At 62.3% G+C, this 19,195-nt stretch carries 21 protein-coding genes; 7 read left to right on the forward strand and 14 right to left on the reverse strand.

What is annotated here, in order from left to right:
- The first annotated feature begins 216 nt into the window (after positions 1-216).
- The gene (locus GTP58_RS05020; protein ID WP_161076515.1) at positions 217-1,176 is read left to right on the forward strand and encodes a DUF4105 domain-containing protein; all 960 of its coding nucleotides are present in this window, start codon (positions 217-219) and stop codon (positions 1,174-1,176) included.
- Here the strand turns inward: GTP58_RS05020 and GTP58_RS05025 are convergent.
- Both GTP58_RS05025 and GTP58_RS05030 read right to left on the reverse strand, forming a co-directional pair.
- The gene (locus tag GTP58_RS05025; protein ID WP_161076516.1) at positions 1,156-2,685 is read right to left on the reverse strand and encodes a class I adenylate-forming enzyme family protein; all 1,530 of its coding nucleotides are present in this window, start codon (positions 2,683-2,685) and stop codon (positions 1,156-1,158) included. The two genes, GTP58_RS05020 and GTP58_RS05025, sit on opposite strands and share 21 nt — an antisense overlap.
- 34 nt (positions 2,686-2,719) lie before the next feature.
- Positions 2,720-3,046, reverse strand: coding sequence for a flagellar basal body rod C-terminal domain-containing protein (locus GTP58_RS05030; protein WP_161076517.1), 327 nt, complete (start codon positions 3,044-3,046; stop codon positions 2,720-2,722).
- Positions 3,047-3,249: 203 nt separating this feature from the next.
- On the opposite strand from GTP58_RS05030, the gene GTP58_RS05035 reads away from it, so the two are divergent.
- From GTP58_RS05035 to trxC, 3 genes are all read left to right on the forward strand, one after another.
- Positions 3,250-4,881 carry an OFA family MFS transporter gene (locus tag GTP58_RS05035; protein ID WP_072784069.1) on the forward strand — a complete coding sequence of 544 codons (1,632 nt, stop codon included), beginning with the start codon at positions 3,250-3,252 and terminating at the stop codon, positions 4,879-4,881.
- 256 nt (positions 4,882-5,137) lie between these two features.
- Positions 5,138-5,752, forward strand: coding sequence for a TIGR01841 family phasin (gene phaP, locus GTP58_RS05040; protein WP_161076518.1), 615 nt, complete (start codon positions 5,138-5,140; stop codon positions 5,750-5,752).
- A gap of 121 nt (positions 5,753-5,873) precedes the next feature.
- Positions 5,874-6,332, forward strand: a complete 459-nt coding sequence (gene trxC / locus GTP58_RS05045; RefSeq protein WP_161076519.1) for a thioredoxin TrxC — start codon at positions 5,874-5,876, stop codon at positions 6,330-6,332.
- On the opposite strand, the gene GTP58_RS05050 is transcribed toward trxC, so the two are convergent.
- Genes GTP58_RS05050 through dctP form a run of 10 tightly spaced genes read right to left on the reverse strand, consistent with a single transcriptional unit; the run spans position 6,329 to position 15,319 of the window.
- Entirely contained in the window at positions 6,329-7,240 is a 912-nt protein-coding gene (locus tag GTP58_RS05050) for an acyltransferase domain-containing protein (RefSeq protein WP_161076520.1), read from the reverse strand. The two genes, trxC and GTP58_RS05050, sit on opposite strands and share 4 nt — an antisense overlap.
- Positions 7,237-8,142 carry a triphosphoribosyl-dephospho-CoA synthase MdcB gene (mdcB, locus tag GTP58_RS05055; RefSeq protein ID WP_373924722.1) on the reverse strand — a complete coding sequence of 302 codons (906 nt, stop codon included), beginning with the start codon at positions 8,140-8,142 and terminating at the stop codon, positions 7,237-7,239. Before mdcB ends, GTP58_RS05050 begins: the two co-directional genes overlap by 4 nt.
- Positions 8,142-8,783, reverse strand: coding sequence for a malonate decarboxylase holo-[acyl-carrier-protein] synthase (mdcG, locus tag GTP58_RS05060; RefSeq protein ID WP_161076522.1), 642 nt, complete (start codon positions 8,781-8,783; stop codon positions 8,142-8,144). Before mdcG ends, mdcB begins: the two co-directional genes overlap by 1 nt.
- A 16-nt stretch (positions 8,784-8,799) precedes the next feature.
- On the reverse strand, positions 8,800-9,516 hold the full coding sequence (gene mdcE, locus GTP58_RS05065) for a biotin-independent malonate decarboxylase subunit gamma (RefSeq protein ID WP_161076523.1): 717 nt from the start codon (positions 9,514-9,516) through the stop codon (positions 8,800-8,802).
- 1 nt (position 9,517) lies between these two features.
- The gene (locus tag GTP58_RS05070; RefSeq protein WP_161077264.1) at positions 9,518-10,420 is read right to left on the reverse strand and encodes a biotin-independent malonate decarboxylase subunit beta; all 903 of its coding nucleotides are present in this window, start codon (positions 10,418-10,420) and stop codon (positions 9,518-9,520) included.
- Positions 10,420-10,731 (reverse strand): malonate decarboxylase acyl carrier protein, encoded by a 312-nt coding sequence (gene mdcC / locus GTP58_RS05075; RefSeq protein ID WP_072784076.1) that lies wholly within the window; start codon positions 10,729-10,731, stop codon positions 10,420-10,422. The genes GTP58_RS05070 and mdcC overlap by 1 nt, the downstream gene beginning before the upstream one ends.
- An 11-nt stretch (positions 10,732-10,742) precedes the next feature.
- A complete protein-coding gene (gene mdcA, locus GTP58_RS05080; protein ID WP_161076524.1) occupies positions 10,743-12,395 on the reverse strand; it encodes a malonate decarboxylase subunit alpha in 1,653 nt (550 codons plus the stop codon).
- A 1-nt stretch (position 12,396) separates the two neighbouring features.
- On the reverse strand, positions 12,397-13,746 hold the full coding sequence (locus GTP58_RS05085) for a TRAP transporter large permease (RefSeq protein ID WP_072784078.1): 1,350 nt from the start codon (positions 13,744-13,746) through the stop codon (positions 12,397-12,399).
- On the reverse strand, positions 13,743-14,300 hold the full coding sequence (locus tag GTP58_RS05090) for a TRAP transporter small permease (RefSeq protein ID WP_072784079.1): 558 nt from the start codon (positions 14,298-14,300) through the stop codon (positions 13,743-13,745). Before GTP58_RS05090 ends, GTP58_RS05085 begins: the two co-directional genes overlap by 4 nt.
- Positions 14,297-15,319: a TRAP transporter substrate-binding protein DctP gene (gene dctP, locus GTP58_RS05095; protein ID WP_161076526.1), complete on the reverse strand. Its 1,023-nt coding sequence runs from the start codon at positions 15,317-15,319 to the stop codon at positions 14,297-14,299. Before dctP ends, GTP58_RS05090 begins: the two co-directional genes overlap by 4 nt.
- Before the next feature lie 122 nt (positions 15,320-15,441).
- Between dctP and GTP58_RS05100 the strand changes: the two genes are divergently transcribed.
- Positions 15,442-16,095: a GntR family transcriptional regulator gene (locus GTP58_RS05100; protein ID WP_161076527.1), complete on the forward strand. Its 654-nt coding sequence runs from the start codon at positions 15,442-15,444 to the stop codon at positions 16,093-16,095.
- A gap of 3 nt (positions 16,096-16,098) precedes the next feature.
- Here the strand turns inward: GTP58_RS05100 and GTP58_RS05105 are convergent, their stop codons facing one another.
- Complete coding sequence (locus GTP58_RS05105; protein ID WP_072784082.1) at positions 16,099-16,551, reverse strand: Rrf2 family transcriptional regulator; 453 nt, start codon at positions 16,549-16,551, stop codon at positions 16,099-16,101.
- Positions 16,552-16,666: 115 nt separating this feature from the next.
- Between GTP58_RS05105 and GTP58_RS05110 the strand changes: the two genes are divergently transcribed.
- Positions 16,667-16,918 (forward strand): hypothetical protein, encoded by a 252-nt coding sequence (locus GTP58_RS05110; RefSeq protein WP_161076528.1) that lies wholly within the window; start codon positions 16,667-16,669, stop codon positions 16,916-16,918.
- Here GTP58_RS05110 and GTP58_RS05115 read toward each other — a convergent pair whose 3' ends face one another.
- A complete protein-coding gene (locus GTP58_RS05115) occupies positions 16,919-18,103 on the reverse strand; it encodes a multidrug effflux MFS transporter (RefSeq protein ID WP_161076529.1) in 1,185 nt (394 codons plus the stop codon).
- A gap of 149 nt (positions 18,104-18,252) precedes the next feature.
- On the opposite strand from GTP58_RS05115, the gene epsC reads away from it, so the two are divergent.
- On the forward strand, positions 18,253-19,176 hold the full coding sequence (epsC, locus tag GTP58_RS05120; RefSeq protein WP_161076530.1) for a serine O-acetyltransferase EpsC: 924 nt from the start codon (positions 18,253-18,255) through the stop codon (positions 19,174-19,176).
- Positions 19,177-19,195: the final 19 nt, after the last annotated feature.

Genomic DNA, 19,195 nt, shown 5'->3' on the forward strand with positions numbered 1-19,195 from the left:
GATAGATGGCCGCCGTTTTTGATATTGGATCAAATCCGGCCCGGCCGTTAAAGTGAAGTGTCTCTTCTTCATATACGGAACCTGCCATGTTGGGAATGATCGGTGTACTGGGCGTGATCGGCGTGGTGCTGAGTATTGCAGTAAAAATCATCTGCGTCCAGATCGGATGTGCCGGCGGAGTCGACGACCGGGAGGATTAGGCCTCATAATGAGGGCATGACTAAACGATATGTCGTTTTCACCCTCATGCTACTTGGCTCACTGATCGTTGCGGCATTGGCCGCATGGGGTACAGGCGCGCTGTGGTTCCAGCTGCCCGCGACCGCCGTCTTGCGCAAGCTGGCGCTGGCGGTATGGATCGCGGGCAGTCTGGCGGCCATGGTTTTTCTGTGGCGGCGTAGCTGGCTGCCGCCTGCTGTCTGGCTGGTGGCGCTGCTGGCCATGATGGGCTGGTGGAGTACCATCAAGCCGTCCCACAATCGCCTATGGGCGGACGATGTCGCCCGCATGGTGACCGGCACGGTGGACGGCAGCATCGTCACGCTGGACCTGGTGCGCAATTTTGACTGGCGCACGGATGACGACTATACGGTCCGCTGGGAGCAGCGCCAGTACGACCTGAATCAGCTGCGCTCCGTGGATGTGGCCCTGTCTTACTGGATGGGGCCTGCGATTGCGCATACGCTGGTGTCGTTCGGCTTTGCGGACGGACGCTATCTGACCTTCTCCATCGAGATCCGCAAGGAGCGCGGCGAGAGCTTTGACGCGCTGGCGGGCTTCTTCAAACGCTATGAAACAGTGCTGATCGCGGCCGATGAACGCGACATCCTGCGCGTGCGTACCAATGTGCGCGGCGAGGATATGTGGCTGTACCGGCTCCGGATGCCGCCGGAGATGATGCGTTCCCTGTTTCTCGCGTACCTGGACGAAGGGGAGCAGCTCAAACGTGAGCCGCGTTTCTACGATACGCTGACCGCCAACTGCACCACCATCGTCTATCAGATGGCCAAGCGGATTTCGCCAGGGCTGCCGCTGGACTGGCGCTTGCTGGCTTCCGGCTATCTGGGCGATTATCTGAAAGAGATCGGCGCGCTGGCCGGGCCTGGGCAGCACATCACCGACAAGGCCCGTGCCGCCGGCACAGCGCAGAACTTCTCAGAGCGGATCCGTCACTGACGCCATTTGCCGGAGCTGGTGCTTGAGGATTTTGCCGCTGGCCGCAGCGGGCAGGGTGGCCATGGCGATGATACGCGCCGGGCGTTTGTACGGCGCCAGCTGGCTGGCCGCATAACGCAGCAACTCGTCCATGCTGACGGTGTGCTGCGGGGCCAGCTCCACATATGCCACCACCTCTTCCTCACCATCTCCAAGACTGCGGCCGACGACAGCCGATTGCGTGACGGCGGCATGGGCGTTCAGCACCGTCTCCACTTCCAGCGGATAGACGTTGAAACCGGCGCGGATAATCAGCTCCTTGGTGCGGCCGACGATGAACAGCGCGCCGTCGGCATCCTGGCGTACCATGTCGCCGGTATTCAGCCAGCCGTCGGCATCGATCACGGCGGCGGTCAATTCGGGCTGTCTGTAGTAGCCGCGCATGACGTTGGGGCCGCGTATCCACAGCTCGCCGGCTTCGCCGTCCGTCACGCGCACTTCGACGCCGGGGATGGCGTGGCCGACCGAGGTATCGCCGCGCGGCTGGTCGAGGCGGGTCTGGCTCACGGTGGGCGCGGCTTCGGTGAGGCCGTAGCCATTGTGCAGTGGCAGGCCAAGCAGCTGTTCAACCTGCGTTTTCAATGACGGCGACAACGGCGATCCGCCCGCGTAGGCAAAGCGCAACTGCGTGTCGAGCTTTTGCGGCGTGCCGCCCAGCTGTTCCAGCAGGCGCGCATACATGGCGGGAACGCCCTGTACGATCGTCAGCCGGTGTGCCTGCAAGGCATGCAGCAGTCCATCGGGCGTAAAGCGCGGCGCCAGATACAGACAGGCTCCCGCATATAAAGTCCCCAGCATGACCGATGTCAGTCCGTAGACGTGGGTAATCGGCAGTACGCCATAGGCGCGGTCGGACGGCGTCAGGCCGCGCAGCGTGCTGGAGACGGCGGCGATGAACAGCAGGTTGCGGTGGGTGAGCATCACGCCTTTGGGATTGCCGGTGGTGCCAGTCGTGTAGAACAGCGCGGCGACCTGCCCGCTGCTTGCATCCACGGGCTCCGGCGTGCAGTCGGCATTCAATGCGCCCAGCATCCAGGGGCCGAGCCGGGTATCGACGGCGACAGCGGCATTGTGCCTGGCATGGGCGATAGTTTCCGGCGAGGCGGGCGAGGCGAGGTAGATCGCCAGCCGGGCATCGCTATGGCGCAGCACAACTTCCACTTCCCGCGGCGACAGGCGGCCGTTGATGTGGACCACCCAGGCGTCCACGGCGGCCGCTGCAAAACTCAGCACCACTTGCGCGACGCTGTTTTCACCGACCACGGCCAGCCGGTCTCCGGGCCGCAGTTGCCAGCCACGCAGCTTGGCGGCCGTGTCGTCGATGGCGTTTGCCAGTTCGGCGTAGGTCCAGTGGCGTTGGCCGTCGTGCAGCGCGGGCGCTTGAGGGGAGTGCGCCGTCCAGCGGCGCGGAATGTCGGAAATACGGGCGGGCAGGGATGCCAGCAGTTCAGCGGTGTTCAGGGTCTTCATTACCGCGCATTGTGGCCGATACAGCCGGCGGCGATCAAGCCTTGATGTTGATCAGGGTGCCGATATTCTGGTCCGCGGCCTGCACCACCTTGGCCGACAGGTTGAATTGCGCTTTGTAGACCAGTGAATTGGTTGTTTCGGTAGCCAGATTGGTGGCGCTGGGAGCATCCACCTTGAGCAACTCCTGGCCGCGCGTGGAAATCGAGACCCCCGTGCCGGCTGGCGCGTTTTCCGCAAACGTCGCCTGCTGCGGCTGGAAGCCCTGGGTGCCGATGTTGGCGATCGCGTGCGCGCTATTGCCCAACGCGCGTTCAGCAGCGTTGAGACCGGTAACTCCAGAGCTAAGTGCGGCGATGGCCATGTTTTAATTTCCCTTCGGCAATATCCGTAGTGTACTCCGATGCGGGCTGAAATGCACGGATTGATTAAATTTTAGGCGAGCGGCTGTTGTAACTTTCCGGTTAGCTCACACGTTACGATCAGAAACGTTTCCCATGAGAATTGTTTTTGTGCTACCCTTGCGCGCTTTATTGTTCATAAAAAACGCAATGTGGGGAAAAGTGAATGGCTTTGTTTGATTTTCTAGAAAAAGAACGCACCGTTGCCGGTGCAGGTTTTAACCGTTGGCTGGTGCCGCCGGCGGCGCTGGCAATCCATCTGTGCATCGGCATGGCGTATGGTTTTTCGGTGTTCTGGCTGCCGCTGTCCAAGGCGCTGGGCATCAAGGAATCGATTGCCTGTGCGGCCGATATTGGTTTGCTGGAACGCATCTTCTCGGCTACCTGCGACTGGCAGATTTCCATGCTGGGCTGGATGTACACCATGTTCTTCGTGTTCCTGGGCCTGGCTGCATGGCTGTTCGGCGGATGGCTGGAGCACGCTGGTCCGCGCAAGGCCGGCGTGGTGTCGGCCGTGTGCTGGTGCGGCGGCCTGGTGATTTCGGCGCTGGGCGTGTACCAGCATCAGATCTGGCTGATGTGGCTGGGTTCGGGTGTGATCGGCGGCATCGGTCTGGGCCTGGGCTATATTTCGCCGGTATCGACGCTGATCAAATGGTTTCCTGACCGTCGCGGCATGGCGACCGGCATGGCGATCATGGGCTTCGGCGGCGGCGCCGTGATTGGCGCGCCGCTTGCGGACAAGCTGATGAAGTATTTCGCCACCCCGGCTTCGGTCGGCGTGTGGGAAACCTTCCTGGTGATGGCCGCCATCTACTTCGTCTTCATGATCGCTGGCGCGCTGGCTTACCGCGTGCCGCAGGCCGGCTGGAAACCGGAAGGCTGGACGCCACCGGTGGCCAAGGCCAATGGCATGATTACCAACCGCCACGTGCACGCCAGCAAGGTGTGGGGCATTCCGCAATTCTGGCTGGTCTGGCTGGTACTGTGCCTGAACGTGACTGCCGGTATCGGCATTCTGGGCATGGCGTCGCCGCTGCTGCAAGAGATCTTTGGCGGCCAGTTGCTGGGCGTCGCCAAAACCTTCAATGAACTGGACGCGGGCGAGAAGGCCAAGATTGCATCGATTGCCGCCGGCTTTGCGGGCTTGCTGTCGCTGTTCAATATCTGCGGCCGCTTCGTGTGGGCGTCGTGCTCGGACTTCCTGGGCCGCAAGGCGACTTACAGCATCTTCTTCGTGCTGGGCATTGCGCTGTATGGCGCGATTCCATCGATGGCGCATAGCGGCAACCTGCAGCTGTTCGTGGCGTTCTTCTGCATCATCCTGTCGATGTATGGCGGTGGCTTTGCGACGGTGCCGGCCTACCTGGCCGACCTGTTCGGCACCCAGATGGTAGGCGCGATCCACGGCCGCCTGCTGACCGCCTGGGCCGCCGCCGGCGTGTTCGGTCCTATCCTGATCGGCTATCTGCGCGAATATCAGCTGGCCCATGGCGTGGCAAAAGCGCAAGCCTACGATATCACCATGTACGTGCTGGCTGCCCTGCTGGTGGTTGGCCTGATCTGCAACCTGCTGGTACGCCCGGTGGCAGACAAGCACTTCATGACCGAAGCGGAACTGGCTGCCGAGAAGAAACTGGCGCATGAGCGTGATGTCGCTGCGCTCAACAGCACGACGGTGGCGTCGAATGGCAAGACCAGCCCGCTGGCGGTGGTCTTCGGCTGGTTGGCGGTGGGCATCCCGCTGGCCATCGGCATTGCCCTGACGGTGCAGAAAGCTGCTGTGCTGTTTAAATAAACCGCAGTCGTAGCTTGTTCCGACGGGGCCGCTTTGAAGCGGCCCCGTTTTTATTTGCCTGCCTAGGAATGTGGGAAGGGATGGTGTAGGAATTGTCTGGATACAGACGGATCGGCGTCGAATGGCCCCGATATGTTTGATGCAGATCAAACGAATCGTGTGGCGCTAACGTAGCCTTGGTGTTCGCACCGCACGCGCGGTGTCGAATCTGTTGGACAAATTCCCCTGCCATTTCTCTTTCACTTTAGAGGTAAGTATGTATCCATTTTCTCAGTCTGTTACCCCAGCAGCAAAAAACCATCTGGAAGCGCAACTGTCGTTCTTTAATGACATGTCAAAGTCGCTGTTCCACACTGCCCAGCAATACAGCGATCTGAATCTACAACTGGCCCAAACCCTGCTGGAAGAGGGGACGCAGGTCGGCCAGACCCTCATCACGGCGCACCGGCCAACCGAAGCACTGGCTGCTGCCGCCGCCCATGCCCAGCCGGCAGCGGAAAAACTGCGCGCCTACCAGCAACATTTGTCGCGCATTGCTGCCGATACGCATGTTGACCTGTCCAAAGTCGCCGAAGAGCACATACAGGAAACCAGCCGCACGGCGAAAGCACTGGCGGAGGAAGTCGCCCGTGTGACGTCGGAAGAAACGGCAAAGACCCTGCGCAACCATCAGGACGCGGTCGAAAAATTCAGTGATCCTTTCTCCGTCGGTAATGGCGCCCGCTACGGTCGCGGCAATGAGAGCCGTGGCAGCCAGACCATGCAAAGTGCTACCAATGGCACGGACGGTAATGTCCAAGGTGGCCATGCCGTGCCGCCGCAGGCCGCCGCGCAGGGTAGCAAGCAGCCAACGGCCCGCAAGGAGCCTTGAGCAGCCCTGTCACTGATCAAGGGTTGACGTGCCGTGCGAGGGAAGCGAGGTCCTCGTGCGGCATTTTTTTTGTCCTTGGATTATCATGCTCAGCCTGTACTGAGCTGTTTGGAGATAAACAATGACAACCTCAAGCGCCGCGCAAGCTGAGTCGCTGCATATCGTCTGCCCCCATTGCGACGCGGTCAACCGCGTACCTGCCGCCAAGCTGTCGGCTGAACCGGTGTGCGGCAAGTGCCAGAAAGCGTTGTTCACCGGGGCGCCGGTGGACCTGGGCAGTGCACGCTTCCTCAAGCACATCGAGCGTAGCGATATCCCCGTGCTGGTGGATTTCTGGGCGCCATGGTGCGGACCGTGCCGGACGATGGCGCCGTTTTATGCGCAAGCGGCACAACGGCTGGAGCCGCAGTTCCGTGTGGTGAAGGTCGATACGGAGCAGGCCCAGGATCTGGCAGCGCGTTATGCGATCCGCAGCATTCCGACGCTGGCCCTGTTTAAGGGCGGCCGCGAAATTGCGCGCCAGCCGGGCGCGATGGATGCATCCAATATCATCGCCTGGGCGACGCAGAATATGCGCTAGGTGTCGAGTACGCGGTCCAGCCATTTGCCGATGCCGTCCAGCGTACGGAAGTCCGCGACCGAACGCGTGGCGATCTGTGGATGACGGTTCTGCAGCATTTTCGATAGCGCGCCGCCGGGGCCAAGTTCCAGCGCGGCCGTGATGCCTGCTTCGGCTGCCGCATCCATGCAGGACAGCCAGCGGATTTTTTCTGCGAGCTGGCGCGAGAGGGTGTCGATAGCCGCGGCGCGCGTGCTGACTGGCGCAGCGCTGATCCCCGCTATCACCGGGGCTTGCATCGCCTGAAATGCGGCCGCGTCGAGCGCTGCGGCAAATGGCGATACCGCGTCCTGCATATACGGCGTATGGGACGCCACTGGCACCGGCAGCCGTTTGCTGCGCGCGCCTGATGCTTCAATTGCCTGCTGCAGCGCGTCTGCCTGCGCGTCAGGCCCGCCGGTGATGCAGCTGTCTTCGCCCGTTTCTATGCTGACGTGATAGCCGTAAGCGGCAGCCAGTGTGCTGGCGCTGGTCAGCGGCAAACCGGTGATGGTGACCAGCGCTTGTCCCGGTGCAGCGCGCTGGCAATCGTCCATCAGCTGTGCGCGTTGTGTGGCAAGTGCGATGGCCTGTGCTGGCGTGATCGCCCCCGCCACGCTGTAAGCCGAGAGCTCGCCGACGCTGTAACCTGCCACCAGCGCAGGCGGCGGTGCGATATCGCGGATGGCTTCCCACATGCCCAGCGTTGCGGCCACGATGAGTGGCTGGGCATTGCGGTTGGCGTAGATGTCGGCGCTGTTCATGGCGGCAATGCCAGGCAAGCTGTCCAGCAGTGCCGATGCGGCAGGACTGGTGCGCGCCAGATTGAACATGTCGGGATGCTGGTCTCCTTGTCCGGGGCACAGCAGCAGCAGGCGCGGATAGCTCATGGCTGGTCCATTGCCGCAATCGACTGCACCAGACAGCAGGCCGCCAGCAGATCGGCTGCGCCGCCTGGCGAAAGGCGATGCCGCACGAAAGTGCGGTGACTGTCGGCCGCATCGGCAAGCCAGTTGACGTAGGCGGTGCCGCCTTGGGCCAGGAAGCGCTGCGCGTGTTCGCGGACGATCTGCGCGCCGTGCGGTCCGGCGCGGTGGTAGACGTTGCTGTCGCTGATGTGGGCCATCAGCGTGTACAGCGTATCGACGCGTTCTTCAGTCACGGTAGCGCCGCGTTCGCGCGAGGCCAGCATGGCGGGCAGACCGACTTCAAATACGGATGGCAGGCCTAATGCACCTTCCTCGCGTGCACCGCTCACCGCATACCGCGCGGCGACGCGCAAGCCATTGCTTGGCGCGGCTCCGGCAGGGGCGGCGTGCATGGCGAGTTCCTCGCCCCAGCGTATCAGCATCGCTGCGCGCAACGCGGCCGGCGTTATGGGTGTACCTTGCGCGCGGGCGCGGCCAGCGGTGGCGCACAGCATGCCGAGGCTAAAAATCGCACCGCGGTGGGTGTTGATGCCGCTGGTCGCTTTCAGCATTGCTGTCTCGGCTGCGATGCCGAGCTGCTTCAGTTGCGCAAACGGTGCGTCATCCCATCCCGCCAGACAGATTTTTCGGAAGTAGTGCCGCAGCGAGAACATGCTGCGCATGAAAGTGCCCGCGTCCATATCATCGTGACTGCCGCTGTCTACTGGCGACACCAGGCCAGGCTTGGGATACAGGCATAGCTCCGCGTGCAGGCTGCGCACCGCCAGTCGCGCCACTTCACTTGCAAATGCAGTGCGCTCAGCGTGGCCAAGGTGCGGGGCCGGGGTGTTGCGTGGCGCTGGGCGCAGGCTGGATTGGGATATCACGAGGCCTCCTGCAACGTCGCCAGCAGCGATGCGGTATCGGCCAGCCGCACGGACTGCAATGCTTTCACCATGACCTTGGCCGGATGCGTCATCGCCAACTGCCATTCTTTCCACGATACGGCCTGATCGCCGGGGAACACGACTTCGCCATCCAGCGGCAGCGACGCAGCATGGCGGACCAGCAGCGCGAGGCCCTGATCCAGCTGCTGGCGGCTGGCGGGATGAAACAGCACATCCACATCCGACCTGGGTGAAAGATAAGGCATGCCGGTCAGAGTCTGCATGGCCAGCGATCCATACACGCGCAGACCCAGAGCGCCTGCTTCCTCGCACAAGGCAGCTAAGCGCTCGCGGAAAGGGCCGGCTGACGGCAAGCTGCTGCGCAGCGTGGTCGCGGGCCTTGTCTTGGTGATTTCCTCCCGGCGCACGCGCAGCGAAATGCGTATCTTGGCGCCAGTGGCTTCGTCCGGCGGCAAAGGCAGGCCCAGACAGACTTCGTCAGGCGCCGCATCGGCGTCCAGGCGGCGCACGACAAGCGGCCAGTCCTGGCTTTGCCACAGTTTGAGCGCCAGCATATGCTCGTTCTGCGCCGAGCGCATGACCGAGCGCCAGCCGGCTTCTGTCAACCAGGCCAGCATGTGCCGCTCAACAGATTCAGTGACGCTGGACATGACCGCCAGAGACCACTGCATCAATCACCGGTTGCGCCAGACGACGCCCGCCGCGTTGCAAGCCCAGCGCGCTGCGCTGGTCGCCCTGCGTTTGCTGTGCCAGCGCGGTGCGCAAATGCGCAGCCAGGTCGCCATCCCAGATCGATTCCAGGCCGCCCATGCGCAGGTAGTTTTCCGGCCCTGGTGCAAACACCGGATTGCTCTGCGCCAGTTCAGTCAGCAGTTCTTCCGGCACCTTGGTGATGCGCGCCATGGCGGGCAGGCCCATGACGCGGATGGTCGCATCGGGCAGGGCGTGGCAGGCATCCGCCATCAGGCCGCTGGTGATGAAACCGCCCGACAGCGCCTGGTCATATACCAGACCGATGATCTTATGGCCCTGGCGGCGGGCCAGGTCCACGCACTTGCCCAGATGCGCCATGTAGCTGTTGATGCCTAACATTTCATCGCGATGACGCAGGCGCTGGCCCTGCGTATCAATCAGCATCACGATCGGCATGCCGGGGAATTCGCGTACCGTGCGCAGGATGGTCGTGGCTTGCGCCAGCGCGATTTCCACGCCGATGGGCGTGTGGCCGGTAGTGCCGATCACCGCAACGGCTTTGCCATCCACCTGCGCGCTGCCGCACAGGAAGTCATTCTGTTCAACAATCGCGTGCCCTTCGGGGAACAGGGCATCGGCGAGTTTTTTCCAATCCATCTCAGACTCCCTGGCGGTGGGTTGCCGCCGCCGCGATAAAACTGTCGACGTCCAGCATGGGAATGTTGGACGCATCGGGCATCTGCATCGCGCTCCAGATATCCACTGGATCGGGCAGGGCGCCATAGTTGTTCAGGCGTGCTTCCAGCATCTGCTGTTCTGCTTCCAGCGCCGCCAGCGTCAATCCGGTTGGCGTGCCGGCCAGTGTGGCGACCGCTTCCTGCGCGGCAGCGCGGAAGGCCGCCATGTCGTCGGCGACGATGCGCTGGCAATCGCCCAGCAGATAGCGGTGCTTGCCGCCGGAGGTACGCCACACGAGCGCGCGGTCACGCGAATCGAATTCCTCCACGCCGCTGGCCGTTTCAATCACTTCCGGGCCGGACATGGCCAGACGTCCTTCTTCCGACATGACGACCATATTGGCGCAGCGCGTGACGATGCCCATGCCGCCAAACGCGCCATTGGCGCCGCCCACCAGTGCGATCACGGGAATGCCGGCGTCGCGCGCATCGAGCAGCGCGCGCATGACTTCCGACACGGCGATCAGGCCGGCGTTGGCTTCGTGCAGGCGCACGCCGCCCGATTCCACCAGCAGCACCACCGCCGCTGCCTTGTCGGCAACCGCCTTGCGCAACAGGCCGACCAGTTTGGCGCCATGCACCTCGCCGACGGCGCCGCCCATGAAAGCGCCTTCCTGTGCCGCGACGTATACCGGCATGCCGCCCAGCAGCGCGCGGCCGATAGCGACGCCATCGTCAAACGCCACCGGCGCATTCAACTGCGCCAGGTGCGGGCTGGTGATGCGGGCGGATGGCGGAATAAATTCTTCAAAGCTGCCCGCGTCGAACAAATGCTGCAAACGCTCGCGTGCAGTCGCTTCCTGATAACTGACAGGCCGGCTCATCATGCGTCTCCCAGCATGGTTTGCACTGCCTGGTCCATGCGCAGGCTGACAACGGCGGGCGTGGCGCCCATGTCGTTGATCGAGATGCGGGTGTCGGCCAGCAGCCAGCGCTGGTGGAAGTCGCGCATCACGGCTTCCCAGATCGGCCCAAAGCCGACAGCGGCCGTGCTGATCTCAATGGTGCAGGCGCCGTTCAAGTCAGCCGGCTCGATCAGCACTTCCAGATTGCCTGAGCCGACCACGCCCACCACTTCGGGGGGCGCGGTGAGGCGACGGCTGCCTTGTTCAAATCGATAATTCAGGGTTTCCATCTTCGTGCTCCTTACCAGTTGCGGAAACGCTTGGGCGGATTGTACAAACCGCCCGATGCGCGCACCAGGTCTTTCATGTTGCGGGCAGCCAGCAGGTCGCGCGTGGCCATGCGCTTGTCGATGCCCAGGTCTTCGGCGCGGGTGATGATGCCACGGTCGCGCAGGTTTTCCACCATGCGCTGATCGCGGCCCAGTCCGACCGGCGTGTAGCCAGCCACACCGCGTATTGCCTGCTCGCGTTCCTCATCGGTGCGGCACAGCAGCAGGTTGGCGATGCCTTCCTCGGTCAGGATGTGGGTGACGTCATCGCCGTAAATCATCACCGGCGGGATGGCCATTTTGGCCTGCTCCATGAGCGTCCATGCATCCAGCTTGTCAATGAAGGCCGGCTGCATATGCTCACGGAAGGTTTCGACCATCTGTACCACCAGCTTCTGGCCGCGCGGGATGGTGTTGCGGCCTTCGCGCGCCTGCTGGCCGGCTTTCAGCCATGCCGGGCTGGCGTGACGGCGGCCGCGCGCATCGGCGCCCATGTTGGAGGCGCCGCCGAAGCCGGAGATACGGCCAGCCGTCGCGGTGGAGGAGTTACCCTGCAAATCGATCTGCAAGGTCGAGCCGATGAACATATCGCAGGCATAGTGGCCGGCGGCCTGGCACATGGCGCGGTTGCTGCGCATGGTGCCGTCCGGACCGATGGCGAAAACGTCCGGTCGCGCGTGGATGTAGTCTTCCATGCCTAGCTCGGAACCAAAGGAATGCACCGAGCTGACAAAGCCTGCTTCAATGGCGGGTATCAGCGCCGGATGCGGATTCAGCGCCCAGTGCTTGCCGATCTTGCCGCGCAGGCCGAGCGATTCCGCATAGGTCGGCAGCAGCAGCTCGATGGCTGCCGTATCGAAACCGATGCCGTGATTCAGGCGCTGTACTTCGTATTCTGCGTAGATGCCTTTAATCGCCATCATTGCCATCAGCACCTGGATCTCGGAAATCTGCGCCGGATCGCGCGTGAACAGCGGCTCGATGTAATAGGGACGCGGCGACTGCACCACAAAGTCCACCCAGTCGCCCGGCACGTCCACGCGCGGCACCTTGTCCACCAGCTTGTTCACCTGGACGATGACGATGCCTTGCTTGAAAGCCGTGGCCTCCACGATGGCAGGCGTGTCCTCGGTGTTCGGGCCGGTGTACAGATTGCCGTGACGGTCGGCCGCTTCCGCCGCGATCAGGCACACGCGCGGCGGCAGGTCGATGAAGTAGCGGCTGAACAGCTCCAGGTAGGTATGGATGGCGCCGATATTCAGCTTGCCGGCCGATGCCAGCCGCGCCACGCGCGCCGCCTGCGGACCGGAGAACGAGAAATCCAGCCGCGCGGCGACCCCGCGCTCGAAGACATCCAGATGCTCCGGCAGCGCCAGTACCGACTGCAGCATGTGCAGGTTGTTGACACGCTCCGGATTCAGGTGGGCCAGCGCATGGCCGAGAAAATCGGCCTGCTTCTGGTTATTGCCTTCGAGGCAAACGCGGTCGCCGCATTCGATAACCGCATGCAGCAGATCGGCGATGCGCGCTGCTGGCAGGCTTTTGCCATCCAGTTCGCTGCCGAGCGCCGCGCGGGCGCGCTGCAATCGCGCCTCGCGATTTTGCTGCAAGGTGTTCCAGGACATTTTATTTTGCTCCCATAATCATGTCAGGCAGGCCAGTTGCAATCGACGGGAAGAAGCACAGCAGCAGCACCGCGACCACCATCAGCAACAGGAACGGGAACACGCCCCAGATCACATCCTTGAGCGGAATGTCCGGCGCAATGTTCTTGATGACGAAAATATTCAAGCCGACCGGTGGATGGATCAACCCCATCTCCATCACCACCGTCATCACGATGCCGAACCAGATCAGGTCAAAGCCTGCTTCGCGCAGCGGCGGCAGGATGATCGGCGCTGTCATCAGGATGATGGAAACCGGCGGCAGGAAGAAGCCGAACACGATCACCATGCATAGTATCACCGCCAGCAGCACCCATTTGGACAGGTGCAGGCTGACTACCCACGCGGCGGCCGACTGGCTGATGTGCAGGTAGCTCATCACGTAGGAGTACAGCAGCGACATGCCGATGATCAGTAATAGCATGGTCGATTCCTTGATCGAGGAACCAAGGATGGGCGACAAGTCCTTCGGCTTCCATACGCCGTAGATCACAGCCAGCAGCGCCATGGCCAGCAGCGCGCCCAGGCCCGCGGTTTCCGATGGGGTGGCGAAGCCGCCGTACAGCGCGACCATCACGCCGATCAGCAGCACGATGAACGGCAGCACGCGCGGCAGCATCTCCACTTTTTCTTTCAGCGTGAAGTGCTCGTCTTCCAGATAGGCCGATTTCTCGCCGCCTTTCTGGTAGATGTCCAGCGCCATGCGGTATTCCTTGCGGGCGCGGTACACGGCGTAACCGGCGAACAGCACCACCAGCAGGATGCCGGGGCCGATCCCGGCCAGGAACAGGCGGCCCAGCGACTGCTCCGCAGCGACCGCGTACAGGATCATGGTGATCGATGGCGGCAGCAGGATGCCCAGCGTGCCGCCCGCCGCGATGATGCCTGCGGCGAAGCCTGGCGAGTAGCCGCGCTTGCGCATTTCCGGGATGCCGGCCGAGCCGATGGCCGAGCAGGTGGCAGGCGAAGAGCCGGCCATGGCGGCAAACAACGCGCACGCAAATACGTTGGCGATGCCCAGTCCACCGGGGATCTTGTGCATCCAGGTGTGGATCGCCGAATACAGGTCGCGGCCGGCCGGCGATTTGCCGATGGCTGCGCCTTTCAGAATAAACAGCGGAATCGATAGCAGCGTGATCGACGCCATCTCTTCGTAGACGTTCTGGGTAACCGTATCCAGCGAGGATGCCGGCATGAAGAAGTACATAAAGCCGGTGGCCACGATGCCGAGCGCGAAGGCAATCGGCATCCCGGAAAACATCACCACCAGCGTGACGGCGCCGTACAGCGCGCCCAAGGTCAGTTCACTCATGCTGCATGCTCCGGTTTATTGGTGATGCGGGCCAGCGTTTGCAACAGCAGCTGTAAGGTCAGCAGCGTCATGCCGGCGGCCATCATGGAGTAGGGTATCCACAGTGGCGGTGCAAAAGTAGAGGAGGTGGTCTGGCCATCGACCCACGCTTCATGGAACAGCATCCACGACTTCCAGGTAAAGAAAGCGCAGAACAGCGTCGAGGCCAGGTCGACCACGAACAGGCGGATCGCGTTCACGCGGCGCGGCAGCAAGCCCGCAATCGCTTCAATGCCGATATGGCCGCGATGGTACTGGACGTAGGCAGTGCAGAAAAAGGTCACGCCGACCAGCATGAACACCGATGCCTCGTCCTGCCAGTCGGTCGGCGCCTTGAAGAAGTAGCGCGACACCACTGAATAAGTCAGCACCAGCGCCGTCAGCACCAGGGCGATCATGGACAGCACCATGAGCGCGCGATTGAGCTTGTCCAGCCACGCCGTCAACAAGGCGATGACAGCGTTGTCCGGCGGCGCCGGACCGCGCGATGGCGTGAGTTCGACGCCGTGACTCACAGGGTTTTCTCCGCCAGCTTCAGCAGGTTGGCGCAGCTTGGATTTTTCTCGCTGTAGTCCTTCCATGCGGTGGCCTTGGCGATGGCCTGCCATTTTTTCAGTGCGGCCGGGTTCATATCCACCACCTTGGAACCGGTCTTCTGGTAGACGTTGGCGACTTGCTGGTCGTCTTCCTTGGACGATTTGAGCGCGAAGGCTTCCAGTTCGGCGCCGACCGCCAGGATCAGCTGCTGCTGGTCCTTGGGCAGACGGTCGAAGATGGAACGCGACATCATGAGCGGCTCCAGCATGAACCAGTAGGAACCGGCGCGCGCCGTGGTCAATGCTTTCGATACTTCCTCAAGCCGGAACGAGATCAGCGAAGTGGAGGAGGTCAGCGCGGCTTCCATCGCGCCGGTCTGCATGGCGGCGTAGATTTCGTTGGATGGCAGCGTGACCACGGCGGCGCCGGCGGCTTTCAGCATCAGGTCCATCTCGCGCGAACCGCCACGGATTTTCATACCCTTGGCATCGTCCGGGTCCACCACCGGCTTGCCGCGCGAGGCCATGCCGCCGCCCTGCCAGATCCAGCTGACCATCACAATGCCCTTGTCGTACAGGATGCGCGCGAGCTCCTTGCCCACTTCCGCATTCTTCCAGCCATAAGCCTGGTCATATGACGTCACCAGGCCAGGCATCAGGCCGATATTCACTTCCGGTACTTCGCCGCCCGCATACGACAGCGGCACCAGCGACAGGTCCAGCGCGCCCTTGCGCATGGCGGAGAACTGGGCGTTGGTCTTCATCAGCGAGGAGCCGGGATAGACCGCGAACTTGAGCGCGCCCTTGGAACGCTTCTCCACTTCGGCGGCAAACATGCGGGTCAGGCGGTCGCGGAAATCGCCCTCGGTGAGGGTGCCGCCGGGGAATTGGTGGGAAATCTTGAGCGCGGTTTGCGCCCAGGCTGGTTGCAACAACAACGGGCTGGTGGCCAGAGCGGCGATGCTTGCCAGAGCGGACCTGCGGGTAATAGCAGTCATACTTTCCTCCAAGGAGTTGATGTCCGGAAATATTATCGATATCGCATTCGATATGCAATCTTCTTTTTCGTGTATACAAGAATAGCGGTTGCGAATACATTGTCAAGCGATATAATGTGACCATGACTACTCACTCCGCCACCTTGCGTGAACAAATCGAAGAGATGATCGCTGTCGGCGAGCTCAAGCCGGGGCAGCATCTGGACGAAACCGAACTCGCCACGCGTTTCGGTGTGTCGCGCACGCCGATCCGGGAGACGCTGATACAGCTGTCCTCGATGGGGCTGGTGGTGATCCGTCCACGGCGCGGCGCCATCGTGGCCGAGCTGGGACCGCAGCAGCTGGTGGAGATGTTTGAAGTGATGTCGGAACTGGAAGCGACCTGCGGCCGCCTGGCCGCGCGCCGCATGACGCCGGCCGAGCAGCAGGCCCTGTTGGCCGCGCACCAGGCCTGCCAGCAGGCGCTGGAAGCGCAGGAGCCGGATGCCTACTACTACAAGAACGAGGTATTCCACGAGGCGATCTACGCCGGCAGCCATAACCAGTTTTTGATCGAGCAGACGCGCGCGCTATATCGCCGCCTGCGTCCTTACCGCCGCCTGCAACTGCGGGTGCGCAATCGCCTGGCCAATTCCTACAACGAGCACGATGGAGTGGTGAAAGCCATTCTGGATGGCGATGGCGAGCTGGCCGCGCAGCTGCTGCGCGAGCATGTCATGATACAGGGCCAGCGCTTCTCGGACCTGATGGCGTCCCTGCCGCAGCTGGCCGCGTAAGGCTCAGGCCTTGGCCGCGCCGCGCATCAGGCGCACCGGCTTGGACTGCGGCTCTTTCGACGGCAGCATGTCTTCCAGCGTCTGCTGGTCCAGCACCGTCAGGAAGGCCTTGGTGGCGTCGTTCAGCGTGTGCTTCAACTTGCAGTTGGGCGTGAGCGGGCAGGTATCGCTGGCGCGGTCGAAACACTCGGCCATGAAAAAGTCCGTCTCGGTGGAGCGGACCAGCGCACCGATATTGATGTCCCTGGGTTCCTTGGCCAGCCGCAGTCCGCCATTGCGGCCGCGTACCGTCTCCACCAGGCCGGAGAGACCGAGTTGATAAACCACCTTCATCAGGTGATTCTTTGAAATCACGTGCAGATCGGCGATGTCCTGGATGGTTACCAGTCGGTCCCGATTGGCTGCCAGATAGAGCAGCGTGCGCAATGAATAATCGGTAAATGAGGTCAGGCGCATTCGGTGGTTCAGGCTTTGGCGGGTTAATCTTTTATTTTACATGCTTGAGCGTGAACTTGCGTACCGAAGCATTTCCGGCTTTGCGCCAGACTGGCGCAATATCGAAGGAGGCCTTATGGATAATGAAGATGCACGCCGCCGCTTCATCAGCGAATTGTGGCAGCGTTTCGAGCAATTGCAGGCGTGGGCGGTAGAGAACTGGCCGGATCAGGAGCATCCGCTGTCGAGCGCGGATTTTGTCGAGTCACGCAAGGAGATACTGGGGTTGCGCAATCCGTCGCAGGCGCCGGCCGGCCAGCCGGCGGACCGGGAGCCGGAACAGGGCGGGGCGCAGTATGTCGATCTGAATCCCGCGCCCTGGCCCTGATTATTCGTGGACGACCGGCTTGCCGGTCTGCGCCAGCATCCAGGCGATAACGCTGAGAACCAGGCTGGCGAGCACGCCCCAGGCCAGATTGAGCGCACTGTCGAACAGCAGCGGCGCCACCAGGCCGGACACCAGTGCAAACAGCAGCATCTGGATGAAGGACTGCATCGACGCGGCCAGGCCGCTGTTATTCGGGAAGTATTCCAGTGCGATCAGCGACAGCGGCGTCATGGCCAGCGCCAGGCCGAACGAGTAGATAAACAGCGGCATCACCGCCCACGGCACTTCCGCCACAAAGAAGCTGTTGTAGGCGACGTTGATGACGCCTGCGGTAATCATCACCGCAAAGCCCAGCCACACCTGTGCTGTGCGCGAGAACTTGTGTGCGAACTTGCCGGACAGCGCGGAGCCGATCACCATGCCACTAATCAGCGGCACGAACATCCAGGCGAATGCCGTCTCCGGCAGGTGCAGGATATTCATGACGAAATAAGCGGCGGAACCGATGTACAGCGCCACGCCCGCAAAGCACATGCCGACAGCAACCGCCAGCAGCAGGAAGTGGTGGTGGCACAGCACCTTCCAGTAGTTTTTGGCGATCACGCCCAGGTGGAAGGGATGACGGTCCTTGACCGCCAGGCTTTCCGGCAGCGCGCGGTACACGGCCAGTAGCATCAGGATGCCGAAAGCGCTCAGGAACCAGAACACCGAGCGCCAGCCGAAGCTCACTTGCAGCCAGCCGCCCAGCACCGGCGCAATGGCGGGCGCCAGGCCAAACACCATCATGATATGCGACAGGATCTTTTGCGCGGCGGCGCCGGAAAAGCGGTCCTGCACGATGGCGCGGCCCACCACCGAACCTGCGCCTGCAGCCAGGCCTTGTACGATGCGGCAGGCCAGCAGCACGCCGATGGATGGCGCCATCGCCGCCACGATCGAGGCGGCGATATACAGGACCAGCGAAATGATAATCACCGGACGGCGGCCGAACGAGTCGGACAGCGTACCGTAAAACAGCATCATGAACGCAAAGCAGAACAGGAACATCGACAGCGTCTGCTGGATCAGCAGCGGGCTGGCGTTAAATGCCTGAGCGATGGCCGGGAAGGACGGCAGATAGGTGTCGATGGCCAATGGACCGACCATGGAAAGGCCGGCCAGCATCAGCGTCAGCAGAATATTCATGAATAGCGTATTGTTCGTTGGACCCGGCATTTTACGCGATATGCGGATGCCGCATAAGAAACGCTGAAAACCTTCGTTCGTGTAGGCGAGCGCAATGGTTAAGCTGTACAGTGGGCGACTACGTCCACGTTTTCCGAATTCGAGACATTATGACTATAGATACTTTTGACGCGGCGTCCGTCAAACCATCGCACTGGAACCTGGCCAGCGTGATCGAACAATTGCGCGTATCGCGCGAAGCTACCCACAACATCCGCCACCATGGCCGTGTGCGCGAGCTGCCGTCGCGCGAGGCGCTGACCACCATCGTCAACGGCTTGCAGGCGGCGCTGTTCCCCACCCATTACGGCCGTCCCAACCTGACCGACGAAAGCATCGACTTTTTCGTCGGCGATACCCTCAATACGACCTTGAACCGGCTGGCGGAGCAGGTACGGCGCGGCCTGCAGTTTTCGGCGGAAGAGGCGATCCCGGATGAGGAGGCGATGACGCGCCAGGCGCACGACATCACACGCAGCTTTGCGGCCAGTCTGCCCGAGGTGCGGGCCTTGCTGGTGTCTGACGTGCTGGCGGCGTTTTCCGGCGACCCGGCGGCGACCTCGGTGGCGGAAATCATGCTGTGCTATCCGGGCACCATCGCCATCCTGTACTACCGCCTGGCGCATAGCCTGCACCAACTGGGTTCGCCGTTCCTGGCACGTCTGATATCGGACATCGCACATTCATCAACCGGCATCGACATCCACCCGGCGGCGCAGATCGGCGCCAGTTTCTTCATCGACCATGGCACCGGTGTGGTGATCGGCGAAACCGCGATCATCGGCCAGCGCGTGCGCCTGTACCAGCATGTGACGCTGGGCGCCAAGCGCTTCCCGGCTGACGAACAGGGTGTGCTGATCAAGGGCGTGCCGCGCCATCCTATCGTTGAAGACGATGTGGTGATCTACGCTGGCGCGACGATCCTGGGCCGCATCACCATCGGCGCCGGCTCCACCATTGGCGGTAACGTGTGGCTGACGCAAAGCGTGCCGCCAGCCAGCAACGTCTCGCAAGCGCAGATGCGCAACGACTGAGTGTGCGCGCCGTTCTGTT

The organism is Duganella sp. CY15W (assembly GCF_009857555.1).
Taxonomy (GTDB): domain Bacteria; phylum Pseudomonadota; class Gammaproteobacteria; order Burkholderiales; family Burkholderiaceae_D; genus Rugamonas; species Rugamonas sacchari.